Genomic DNA, 11633 nt, shown 5'->3' on the forward strand with positions numbered 1-11633 from the left:
CCGCTCCGTGAAGTTGTAGCCGTTCATCGTCCCCTCGAGTCCGGCCGGAACCGCCTCATCCGACCGATCCGGCTTCCGTTTCGAGCGCGTGCCGTACGTACCGCGCGCGCGCCTGACACGTCTCGCTCTCGGTGAGCGGCCGTCCCTCGGCGTACGCCAGGTGTGCGGCTTGGGAGAAGATCAGGAGCTTGTTGAGCGTGTATACACCGAGGCCACGGATCAGTTTCAGCCCCACCGCCAGCCGAACCCCGCTCAGGAAGTTCATCGCTTCCTCGAACGTCAGGCTCCGCGCATAGCGCAGGGTGCCGAACGCGCGCCACAGCTTGTCCTCAATAATATAACCGGCATCCCGCAAGAGGACACGCCTCGCTTCCTCCTCCCGCTCCACCACGTGCCCCACGACGCGGAGCAGCTGGTCGAGCAGGTCCTCCTCCGACCGCCCCAACGTCGTCTGGTTGGAAATCTGGAAGAAATTCCCTACGACCTCGCTTCCCTCCCCGTACAGCCCGCGGTGGGTGAGGCCCATCTGCTGCAGCCCCGCCAGCACCTTGCCGATCTCCTTGGTCAGCACGAGGCCCGGTAGATGGATCAGCACCGACGCCCGCATCCCCGTGCCCGCGTTCGTCGGACAGGCCGTGAGGAAGCCAAATTCGGGATGATAGGCGAACGGCAACCGCGCCCCCAACTCCCGCTCCACATCGCGGATCCGTGCAAACGCCTCGGGCAGGGCAAACCCGGAACGCATCGCCTGGAGGCGCAAATGGTCCTCTTCGTTGACCATCAGGCTCACATGGTCCCCCACCACCACCGCCGCGCCGCTCCGGAGGGGGTGCTGGTCGTCCAACCCTGCCAGCTCCTTGCTCACCAAGTGGCGTTCGTGCAGCAGCAGCCGGTCGAGCACCTCCATCTCGTCCACCCGCAACGTCAGGCTCCCATCCAGCGCAGAAATCTCGCCCGCCGCCGCGTTCACCTGCGAGAGCACGCGCAGCCGCTCGCCGTCCCGTGCCCGCGCCGTGAACGCGAACCCCTCGAGATTGCGCGCCAGACGCACCCGCGTGGAGAGCACGATATCGGCAGACCGGCCCGAGGCATCGAGCCACCCAACGCCCCCGTCGGGGAGCAACGTGAGATCGATCATTCCAGCACCCGGATCCGGTCCCGCAGGTCTGCAGCCAGTTCGAACTGCTCCGCGTCGATCGCGCGACGCAGCCGCTCCCGGAGTTCGCCCAACTTGGCCACGCGCTCCACCGACTCCGACCGCGGCACCTGTGGCGCCTCTCCCACATGCTGCGAGCTGCCGTGAAGGCGGCGCAGCAACCCCCGCATGCTCGATTCGAAGGTCACGTAGCAGCGCCCGCACCCCCACCGTCCGGTTGCCCGGAAATCCGCCATCGTCGACCCGCAAAATGCGCACTGCTCCCCCCGGTCTTCGGGCGCCGCCATCTGCGCCTGCACGGAGTGCAACAATTCGCCCAACGGATGTTTGGTCTCGGCGATGGTCGTCTCCACGCCGCGCTCGGCGGCGCACCGCTCGCACAGGTGGATCTGCGTCACGCTGCTGTTCTCGATCTGCGTGAGGTGCACCACAGCGTCGCGCTCGTGGCAGTTGTCGCAGAGCATCAGGCCATCACCTCGTGCAGCGCCGTGGGGCGGAGCGCGCCGTCCTCGAGCAGCAGTACGCGGTCGGCCCGCGCGGCCAGCGACCGGTTGTGCGTCACGACCACCATCGAGATCGAAAGATCGCGGGCGAGCGATGCCAGGAGGTCGTGCAGCCGCGCGCTGTTGAAGTGGTCGAGGTTGCCCGACGGCTCGTCGGCCAGCAAGACGCTGGGGCCCATGGCCAGCGCGCGGGCCACCGCCGTGCGCTGTTGCTCGCCCCCCGACATCTCCCCCGGCCGGTGGTGCATGCGGGCGTCGAGCCCCACCCGCTGCAGCAAGTCCACCGCCCGCTCCCGTGCCTCGTCCGGCGGGCGGCCGCCCACGCGTAACGGCATCATGACGTTCTCGAGCGCGCTGAACTCGCGCAGCAGGTGGTGAAACTGGAACACGAAGCCGATGCGCTCATTGCGCAGCCGCGACAACGCGTCATCGCCCAAACCGGCCAGCGACCGCCCCTCCACCCGCACGTCACCGCGCGTGGGCGCGTCCAGCGCGCCGAGCAGGTGCAGCAGCGTGCTCTTGCCGGCCCCACTCGCGCCGACGATGGCGATCATCTCGCCGGAAGCCACGGCCAGACACACGCCGTCCAACACGGTGAGCAGCCCGCCGTCACCGCCGACATACGTCTTGGACAGGTCGATCGCTTCGAGAACCGTCATTCGTGTCGAATCGCTTCGACGGGATACAGCTTGGCCGCCTGCACCGCCGGATAGATCGTCGCCACCGCGGCAATCGCCAGACTCGCCCCCACGATCCAGACCACGTCCAATGGCCGCGTCGTCACCGGGAGGTGGTCTATGAAATATATCGACGGGTCGAGCGGGATCAGCTTGAAGTGGTCCACCACGACCCCCAGCGTCACCCCGATCGCCAGCCCCATGCCCGTGCCCACGAGCCCGATCACCACGCCCTGCATGAGGAAGATCCGGCGGATCGAACGCGCCGGCATGCCCATCGCCCGCAGGATGCCGATCTCCCGCGTCTTATCGGCCACCACCATCGTCAGCGTACTCACGATGTTGAACGCCGCCACCAGCACGATCAGCAGCAGGATCACCGCCATCCCCAGCTTCTCCAGCTTCAGCGCCTGGAACAGCGAAGAATTCTGGTCCTGCCAATCCTCGGTGCGGTACGGATAGCCCAGCGTGTCGGCGAGCGCCACCGCCACCGCGGGCGCCGTCCACAAGTCCCGCGTCTTGACCTCGATCCCCGTGACGGCGTGGCCCAGCTGCGCGATGTCCTGAGCCGTCTTGACCGAGGTGAAGACATATGTGTTATCGTATTCGTACATCCCACTGGAGAAGATCCCCGTCACCGGCAGCCGCTCCACGTGCGGTTCGATGTTCCCCGTCACCGGCGAGATCCGGCTGCCCCCGAGCGAGAACAGCGTCACGGTGTCGACCCCGGGGCGCACGTCGAGCCGCGTCGCCAGCCGTTCGCCGAGCACGATGCCCCGATCGCGTCCGTCGGCAGTCTGGAAGCTGAAGTCGCCGACGGTCGCCGTGGAGCGGATCGCCGTCACCGGCGTGGTCCGTGGACTCTGCGGCTCGATCCCCATCACCATCACCCCGTCGGTGTACTGGTGGCCGCCGGCCATGATCGCCTGCACCAATACGAACGGCGAGGCCGCCACCACGCCCGCCTGCCGGCGCACGATGGGCATGATCGTGTCCCACCGCGCCATCGTCAGATCTTCCCCGAACGTGAGGACGCGCAGGTCGGGACTGCCCAGCAGGATCTTGTTGCGCAGGTCCGTCTGCAGGCCCGTCATCACCCCGTTGATCAGGATCAGCGCACTCACGCCGATGATTACACCGCCCATCGCGATCACGCTGATCAGGGAGAGCAGTCGCGACCCGCGGCGGCTACGCAGGTAGCGCCAGGCAATCGCGAACTCGAGACGTGTCATTCCGGCCGCATCGTGGGAAAGAGGATCACGTCGCGGATGTTCGGCGTATTGGTGAGATACATGAACAGCCGGTCGATGCCGATGCCCACCCCACCGGTTGGCGGCATCCCGTACTCCATGGCGCGCAGGTAGTCCTCGTCGAGCCCCGCTGCCTCCTCGTCGCCCGCCGCCCGGAGACGCGCCTGCGCGTCGAACCGCGCCCGCTGGTCAATCGGGTCGTTGAGCTCGCTGAACGCGTTGGCCAACTCCTTCCCCCGAGCGAACAACTCGAACCGCTCGGTCAGCAGCGGATCGCCCCGCTTCGGCTTGGCCAGTGGCGACAGCTCGCGCGGATAATCGACCACGAACGTCGGTGCGTCGATCGTCGATTCGACCAGCGCCTGGAACAGTTCGTCCAGCAGTTTGGCCCGGCTCAGGTCCTCGCACCGCTCCACGCCGTGGCGCCGGGCCTCGGCGCGCAGTTCGGCATCGGACAGCCCCATCGCGTCGCGCCCCGCCAACGCCGAGGTCAGGGCTGGCACCCACTCGATGCGCGGAAAGGGCGGCGCCAGGACCGGCACCCGGCCGGCGAAGCCCTCCACCGCCGCCACTGCTCGCGCCGCCTCGACGATCAGCGCCTCCACCACCGTCATCATGTCGCCATAGTCGGCGTACGCCTGGTAGAACTCGAGCATCGTGAATTCCGGATTGTGCGTCCGGTCGATGCCCTCGTTGCGGAAGTCGTGGCCGATCTCATACACCCGTTCCAGGCCGCCCACGATAAGCCGCTTGAGGTACAGCTCGTCGGCAATGCGCAGATACAGCGGCATGTCGAGCGCGTTGTGGTGCGTGACGAACGGCTTGGCAGCCGCGCCACCGTACAGCGGCTGCAGCACCGGCGTCTCGACTTCCAGAAACTCGCGCCCGTCGAGAAACCCGCGAATGGCCCCGATCATCCGCGTGCGGGCCGTGAACAACGCGCGCATCTCGGGGTGCACGGCGAGATCGGCGTACCGCTGCCGCGAGCGCTGTTCCGCATCGGCAAACCCCGAATGCCGCACCGTCAGGCCATCCACTACCTCTTCCTTGCCGTACGGTAGCGGTTGGAGCGACTTGGCGAGCATCTCCACCGACTCCACGCGGATCGTGACCTCCCCCGTCCGTGTCCGGAACAGCGGGCCGTCCACACCGATGATGTCGCCGATGTCGAACAATTCGAGCAGCGCGAATACCTCGGCGCCAAGCACGTCCTTCTTGAAGTAGAGCTGGATGCGCCCCGACTGGTCGGCCAGATGTGCGAATGCCGACTTGCCGTGGGCCCGCCACGCCACCACGCGCCCGGCCACGCGAACGATGGGCCCCTCCTCCGTACTCTCGGGCAGCAGCGCCGCCGCGGCCTGGGCGTCATGAGTGCGCGCGAAACGGTACGCGTACGGGAGCACGCCGCGCGCCTCGAGTTCGGCGAGCTTCTCGCGCCGCGCCTGCTGCACGAAGTTCAGGTCGTTGCTCATGCTGCCGACCCGGCGCCCGTGAGATACGCCTCGATGAACGGATCGATCCCGCCGTCCATCACCTTCTGCACGTCGGGAATCTTCAGTTCGGTGCGGTGGTCGTTGACCATCGTGTACGGCTGGAAGACGTAACTGCGAATCTGGCTCCCGAACGTCACATCGGCCTTCGTCGCGTCGAGTTCGGCCTTCTTTTTCGCCTGCTTCTCCGCCTCGAGCTTGTACAGGCGGTTCTTGAGCATCTTGAGCGCCGTCTGCTTGTTCTTGTGCTGCGACCGCTCCTGCTGCGACGAAACGACGATCCCGCTGGGGATGTGCGTCAGCCGCACCGCCGAACTCGTCTTGTTCACATGCTGGCCGCCCGCGCCCGACGCCCGGAATACGTCCATCTTGAGATCCTCTTCGCGAATGTCGATGGTGATCGTATCGTCCACCACCGGGTACACGAATACCGACGCGAAGCTCGTGTGCCGCCGGGCCTGCGCGTCGAACGGCGAGATGCGCACCAGCCGGTGGACGCCCGTTTCGGCCTTCAGGAATCCGTAGGCGTAGGCCCCTTTGATTTCCAGCACCGCCCCCTTGATCCCCGCCTCTTCACCGTCGCTCAGGTCGAGGATCTCGATCGTGTAGCCGCGCCGCTCCGCCCACCGCGTGTACATGCGCATCAGCATCTGGGCCCAGTCTTGCGCTTCGGTGCCGCCGGCCCCTGCGCTGATCTCTACCTGCGCGTCGCGGAAGTCGTCGGGGCCCGAGAGCATCGACCGCAGTCGGAACGCCTCGAGTTCGTCGCTCACCCGACCGATGTCCCGATCCAGGTCGCGCTCCATCTCCGCGTCCGGCTCCGCCTCGAGCATCTCGGCCAGCTCGAGCGCGCTCGTCACCCGCGCTGTCAGTGACTGGAACGGCTCCACCCACACCTTGAGCCCTTTCACCCGTTGCACCACGCCGCGGGCCGCCTCCTGGTCATTCCAGAAGGCCGGGTCGGCCATGCGCGCCTCGAGCCCGGCTAGCGTCTCCCGCTTGCCGTTGATGTCAAAGAAACCTCCGCATCTCGGACAGGCGCTCTTCGTATCCGCGCAGCGCCCTGATCCGTTCGCTCTCCGCCATGCCACTCTCCGGTAAGACACGAGCCGTCGCGACTGGCGCGGACGGCTCGGCGCAAGGGTGCCTGCGTCAAAGATAGCCGCGGCAGCGGTTTCGCTCTACCCCGCGAACGGACTCGTGAACAGCGTCTGTCCGCCGGCGAGGATATCGTTCAACGCGTCCACGAAGTGCGTCGTGGTCCGCGCGACTTCGTGCCCCACCTGCTCCACGAATTCCTCGTAGCTCTTCTTGATCTCCTCGCGGAACACCTGCTTGAGCGTGCCGTCGCGCAGCCCCTCCTCGCGCTTCTGTGGGAAGTACACGATGAGATCGGATATCAGCGCCCGGGCCAGCCGCCGCGCCTTGGCGCTGGGATCGTTGGCCAGAAAGGGATTGATTGGCGTGCGTGCCGTCACCGCTGGCGCGGACGGCGTCGTGCTGCGCACGGGAATTGGAACTGCCGGAGTCGATACCACGGTCGGTGGCGTTGCGGCCGGCGAGGGACTCACCCGCGGACGCGGCGCGCCGGACGGTGGCGCCGCCGGCGCCAAAACCGGGCGCGCGACCACCGGAGGCTGTCCCGGCAGCGGTCCTGGAGACGGCGCACTGCGCGGCCCTGGGAATGGCGGCGTTGCACCGCGCCGCCCCGCAAACGGCGGTGTCCCCACCGGGCGTGCTGGACCGCCGGTCGGCGTCACCGGCGGCATCTGCGACCGCGGAGGCGTCGGCACCGGCCTGACCGCCGTCGGAACCACCAGAGCCGGAGCCTCCACACGCGGCACCACCGGCGCAGTACGGGGCGTCGGCACGACGCGCGCCGCCGCGGGGGCCGGAGGAGCGGCGACGCTCGCGAACTCGTCGCGCACCACGCCCTCGGCCGCCACCGTGATCACTCCGCCGCACACCGAACAACGCGCGCGCACCGAGCCGGTGGGCAACTTGGCCGGATCCACCCGGAACACCGAGCGGCACTCGGGACATGAAACGTTCACTGCTCCTCCGTTCCGCCGGCTGCGCCGGCGCGCTCGACGTCCATCTCTTCAAGCGCCGAATCGTCCGTACGCCGGTCGATCGTGTACACCGATCCCGGCAGCGTCTTCGCGTAGCTCTTCATTTCAGTCGCCAATTCGCTCATCTGGGCGGCATGCGTGAACTTCCGCCGCTCGTTCGTGACCACACCGATCGACACCGTCATCAACGGCACACGGTGCAGTTGGCCGCGCCGATCCTTCCCGAAAAAATAACCTGCCCGGCGGTCCTGTTCAGAATACTGGTACGGAATCAGCGTGTCGAAGACGAATACTATCTCCGCGCACACCTCGGACACGGCCGGCATCGGAATCACGAAGATGAAGTCATCGCCCCCGATGTGCCCCACGAACCCGTCGTCCCGGCACAGCCCCTTGACCACGTCGTGCAACACCTTGGCGAGGATCCTGATGCATCGATCCCCGTCGTAATACGAATAGCGGTCGTTGTATTCCTTGAAGTGGTCGAGGTCGGCGTAGCACATCGCGAATGGCTCGCCGCGGTGGAGCCGCCGCGTCACCTCGGCCTCGATTTCCACCGCGCCCGGCAGCCGCGTCGACGGATGCACCACGAGGTCGCGATCGGAACGGCGAAGCATCGAATCCAGCCGGATCCGTGCCTCCTCCTCACCCAGCGACTCCCGGATCACCTCGTCCCCTCCCGCCGCGAAGGCCCGGGCAAACGACTGGTCGTCGTTCGCGGTGACCATCACCGTGGGTACCACCGCGGTATACGAGTCCGCTTTTAGCCGACGGCTGGCTTCCAACGCGGGCCCGGGGTCTTTCCGGCAGTCGAACACCGCAACACGCGGCCGCCCCCGCAACGAGAGCGACAGCATCTCGTCGGATGTCTTCACCGGGACCACGGGAAGCCCCAAGCCGAGCAGCCAGCCTTCGACCACAATGGGCAGGGACTGCTCGTTGAGCGAGAATACGAGAAGCTTTTGCTTATCCGCGGTCACATGGGATGGGTGTGAGGTGCGCCTGTATGGCCAAGATACGGGCCACGCCGAATCAAGTCAAACGCCGATGGTGCCGCAAGTTGCGGTGCCCCTGCCGCTTACATCGCGGACCGAGAGGCCGGCCGGCTATTGCCGCGACCACGGGAAGGGGACCGTGAGGCCCACGCGATAGTCGCCGTCGGCCCCACCGCTCACCTGGAGCCGGTAGGTTGCGAACGCGTCCACCGCGCTCAGGACGTGGTTGGCCAAGATGATCCCCAGGTCCGATGTGGCCCGACGCACCGCGTCGTTGGCCTTGTTGATGGTCCAGCGGTACAGGTCCTGTTCCAACTGGGCATTGCGCCACGACCACCGGTATGCCGGTTGCACGGCACGTCGCTCGTAGAACTGCACCGCCTGCTGGTACTGCGGGGAATTCACGGGCGGAGGCGCCGACGGATTGGGCCAGAAGTTCTGTCGCGCCAGGAGCCACATCGCTCCGTTATACGTCGACTCGTCCGTTTCCGGCTGCACGTTGGTCGAGGACCCGGACAGACTGTACACCCCGCTTTCGAGGAAATGCTCCATCTGCTCGTAGTAGGGCCACGTCCCCACCGGCGGATCGCTCGTGAACGGTGAGCGCGCCACCTGCGCGGCGAGGTCGCGGTACGCGCTGCGCTGCTGGCGCCAGTCCCGCTCGTCCTTGAAGTACTGCAGCCAGACGAACCCTTCGACAGCCAGATACACCAGCGCTCGTTGCTGGTGGAGCACCGCCTGGCCGACTCCCGGGACAAGACCCGACGCGATCGGCGCCGTCCAGGGAGGGATCTCGATGCCGAATGCCCCGGGCGCGGGAACCGCCGCCGGCCACACGGCCAGCCGCGGCGTCGGCAGCACCGCGGGCCGCAGCGGGGGCGTCATCCGCTGCGACGTAGCCGGCGGCGCCGCCACCGCCAACGCGAGCCCCGCCACCAGCAGCCGCCGCATCAGAAGAGCACGCGGAGCGAGAAATACGTGGGCGGCTGCCCCGTGTTGGCCACGTTGTCACTCAACATCCGCGCAATATCCAACACCAACCGCCCCGTGGACGCCCCCACGCCGATCGTGGGCCCCGACCCTCCGGGGCCTTCGTACACGTAGCCTGCCCGCACGTGGACCTTCTGCTGCCACCCCAGATCGGCTCCCAGCCGCAGTCCAGGCCCCGACGCCGGTATCGAGTTCACGACGCCGGCCCCGATCCGCAATTCGGCGTCCGGACCCAGTGAGGCGATGTGCGGCACGTACGTGACTCCGATGTCGAGTCGCGTCGGAAGGGGGTCTGCTTGGGGAGCGTCGTTGACTTGCAGCCGGGGCCCGACGTTGCGCAGGGCCACGCCAAGGTAGAGCGACGAATCGCTCAGCAGCCGGAACTGCGCCCCGAAATCGAGGGCCGTCGTCGAGGTCCCCTGCGTCGGAAGGCCGGCACAGCCCCCGCTGCAGTTGATGCCGCGCTCGTAGAACTTGTAGTTGAGCCCCACCGACGCATGCGATCCGACGTTTCCGGCGAACGTGGCGGCAAAGATGGTCGCGCGCGGGGTGAATGTGCCGTAGGTCCCCGTGGCGTCGGTCACGTCCTGCGTGCCGTAGCTGTACAGGTCGGCCGAGAGCGCCACCACCCCCACGGGCGCCACGGGAAGGACGAACGTGATGGCGTCCCCCGTGACGGCGAAGGTCTGGCTGTGGTGGATGGCAAGCTCACGCGATGGCTCGCGCGCCATGGCCGCCGGATTCCACCACACGCTCTCGCTGCCGAGATAGTCCGCCACCACCGCTTGTCCGAGTCCAACCGCACGGGCGCCCACCGGCAGGACGAGTTCGAGCCCGCCAGCGGTCGCGACCCCACCCTGCGCGCACAACGGGGCGGCGCCCAGGCTCGTGCCGAGCGCGACCGCCAACGTCCCCAGGAAGCGGGCCCGACGGTGGCTAGTAAGGAATCGCCTCATCGATCAGCATGATCGGGATGTCGTCGCGGACGGGGTACTTGAGCCGGCAGGCCGCGCACACCAGTTCCTGGTCTTCCGGCCGGTATTCCAGCGCGCTCTTGCACTTGGGGCACACCAGGATCTGCAGCAGCTGCGGCGAGAGGCTCATAGCAGCGATTCCTTGGAAAGGCGATAGCCGAAGCGGCGGAGCGCCACGGCGTTCTTGCGCCAGTTGGGGAGCACCTTCACCCACAGGTCCAGATACACCCGCTGCCCGACGAGCGATTCGATCTTAGCGCGCGCCGCCTGGCCGATCTGCCGGACGCGGGCGCCCTTGGCGCCGATCAGGATTCGCTTTTGGCTCTCCCGCTCGACATACAGGACCGCTCGAATGTACACCGGGACCTGCCCCTCACGAAACTCCTCGATGTCGCACGCCACGCTGTATGGCAGTTCCTCCTCGAGCTGTTCGAGCGCTGTTTCGCGAATCAGTTCGGCGGTGAAGAAGCGCACCGTCTGCGTGCTCAGTTCGTCCTCGGGGTAGAGGAAGGGCGATTCGGGCAGGCGCGCGCGGCACGCGGCGAGGAGGGCATCGACACCGTCGCCCGTGGCCGCGGAAATGGGGAATACCTCTGGCCACTGGACGGTGAGGGCGGCGCGTTCGTCGGGCGACAGGCGGTCGATCTTGTTGAAGGCGGTGAGCACGGGGGCGCGTGGGGGGCGGGTCAACTCCGCCGCCTCGGCGAGCGGAGTCGGTTCGCCGGCCGTGATGTCGACGAGGTAGACGATCACATCGGCATCGTCGAGGGCCTTGAGGGCGGTGGCGCGCATGGCGCGCTGCAGGAGGTAGCGCGGATTGAGGAGCCCCGGCGTATCGAGCACCACCATTTGGGTATCGTCGGTGGTGTGGATGCCCACGATGCGGTCGCGGGTGGACTGGGGTTTGGAGCTGACGATGCTGAGCTTCTGGCCCACGATCCGGTTGAGGAGCGTGGACTTCCCGGCGTTGGGTTTTCCGGCGACGGTGACGATGCCAGCGCGGGGCATGGGAGCGGGTGCGGGGGCGAAGCTGGGGAACCGAGAGAGGACGACCGGCGTGGGGTACCGGGTCACGGGCAGAACGCACGACGCCCCGGCCGTAGAATCACGACCGGGGCGAAGTGAAGGGGTGCCGGCGACGGCCTACTCTCCCGCGCCCTCTCGGGCGGAGTACCATCGGCGCTGTAGGGCTTAACGGCCGTGTTCGGAATGGGAACGGGTGTGGCCCCTACGCTCTGGTCGCCAGCAAATATGGTGACTTCGGAGGCATGGTAGATCGTGGATTGAATCCATAAAAATCGCTAGTGGCTTTGCTTGCAGTTGGCTACTTGGGAGTAGTCAAGCCGCACGGGCGATTAGGACCGCTGCGCTCGGAGCGTGTTGCCACGCTTCCACGGGCGGCCTATCGACGGGGTGGTCTACCCCGGCCCTTCAGGGGGCTCATGGCCCCGGGAGAGTTCATCTTGGGAGGTGCTTCCCACTTAGATGCATTCAGCGGTTATCACGACCGACCATCGCTACCCGGC

12 protein-coding genes and 2 rRNA genes are annotated in these 11633 nt (G+C 67.1%); all 14 read right to left on the reverse strand.

Translation table 11 applies throughout. The features are described from left to right. Positions 1-55: 55 nt before the first annotated feature. The gene (locus VNF92_06600; GenBank protein ID HVA57542.1) at positions 56-1138 is read right to left on the reverse strand and encodes a hypothetical protein; all 1083 of its coding nucleotides are present in this window, start codon (positions 1136-1138) and stop codon (positions 56-58) included. After that, complete coding sequence (locus tag VNF92_06605) at positions 1135-1620, reverse strand: UvrB/UvrC motif-containing protein (GenBank protein HVA57543.1); 486 nt, start codon at positions 1618-1620, stop codon at positions 1135-1137. The genes VNF92_06600 and VNF92_06605 overlap by 4 nt, the downstream gene beginning before the upstream one ends. Continuing rightward, the gene (locus tag VNF92_06610) at positions 1620-2318 is read right to left on the reverse strand and encodes an ABC transporter ATP-binding protein (protein HVA57544.1); all 699 of its coding nucleotides are present in this window, start codon (positions 2316-2318) and stop codon (positions 1620-1622) included. The genes VNF92_06605 and VNF92_06610 overlap by 1 nt, the downstream gene beginning before the upstream one ends. Then, positions 2315-3568: an ABC transporter permease gene (locus VNF92_06615; protein ID HVA57545.1), complete on the reverse strand. Its 1254-nt coding sequence runs from the start codon at positions 3566-3568 to the stop codon at positions 2315-2317. The genes VNF92_06610 and VNF92_06615 overlap by 4 nt, the downstream gene beginning before the upstream one ends. Further along, positions 3565-5058, reverse strand: coding sequence for a lysine--tRNA ligase (gene lysS / locus VNF92_06620; GenBank protein HVA57546.1), 1494 nt, complete (start codon positions 5056-5058; stop codon positions 3565-3567). Before lysS ends, VNF92_06615 begins: the two co-directional genes overlap by 4 nt. Continuing rightward, positions 5055-6162 (reverse strand): peptide chain release factor 2 gene (gene prfB, locus VNF92_06625; GenBank protein HVA57547.1). Its coding sequence is split into 2 segments (ribosomal slippage): positions 5055-6089 and positions 6091-6162, totalling 1107 coding nucleotides; the frame shifts between segments, so codons are not numbered across the junction. Before prfB ends, lysS begins: the two co-directional genes overlap by 4 nt. 95 nt (positions 6163-6257) lie before the next feature. Next, positions 6258-6584 (reverse strand): hypothetical protein, encoded by a 327-nt coding sequence (locus VNF92_06630; GenBank protein ID HVA57548.1) that lies wholly within the window; start codon positions 6582-6584, stop codon positions 6258-6260. Positions 6585-7126: 542 nt separating this feature from the next. Next, positions 7127-8128: a diguanylate cyclase gene (locus tag VNF92_06635; GenBank protein ID HVA57549.1), complete on the reverse strand. Its 1002-nt coding sequence runs from the start codon at positions 8126-8128 to the stop codon at positions 7127-7129. Between the two features lie 126 nt (positions 8129-8254). Next, a complete protein-coding gene (locus VNF92_06640) occupies positions 8255-9094 on the reverse strand; it encodes a hypothetical protein (GenBank protein HVA57550.1) in 840 nt (279 codons plus the stop codon). Next, on the reverse strand, positions 9094-10089 hold the full coding sequence (locus tag VNF92_06645; GenBank protein ID HVA57551.1) for a hypothetical protein: 996 nt from the start codon (positions 10087-10089) through the stop codon (positions 9094-9096). Before VNF92_06645 ends, VNF92_06640 begins: the two co-directional genes overlap by 1 nt. After that, entirely contained in the window at positions 10070-10237 is a 168-nt protein-coding gene (locus VNF92_06650; GenBank protein HVA57552.1) for a Trm112 family protein, read from the reverse strand. The genes VNF92_06645 and VNF92_06650 overlap by 20 nt, the downstream gene beginning before the upstream one ends. Next, complete coding sequence (gene era / locus VNF92_06655) at positions 10234-11115, reverse strand: GTPase Era (GenBank protein ID HVA57553.1); 882 nt, start codon at positions 11113-11115, stop codon at positions 10234-10236. The genes VNF92_06650 and era overlap by 4 nt, the downstream gene beginning before the upstream one ends. A 122-nt stretch (positions 11116-11237) precedes the next feature. Further along, a 5S ribosomal RNA gene (rrf, locus tag VNF92_06660) occupies positions 11238-11354 on the reverse strand. Positions 11355-11441: 87 nt separating this feature from the next. After that, a 23S ribosomal RNA gene (locus tag VNF92_06665) occupies positions 11442-11633 on the reverse strand; the annotation flags it as partial.

The organism is Gemmatimonadaceae bacterium, from assembly GCA_035533015.1.
Classification (GTDB): Bacteria; Gemmatimonadota; Gemmatimonadetes; order Gemmatimonadales; family Gemmatimonadaceae; genus JAGWRI01.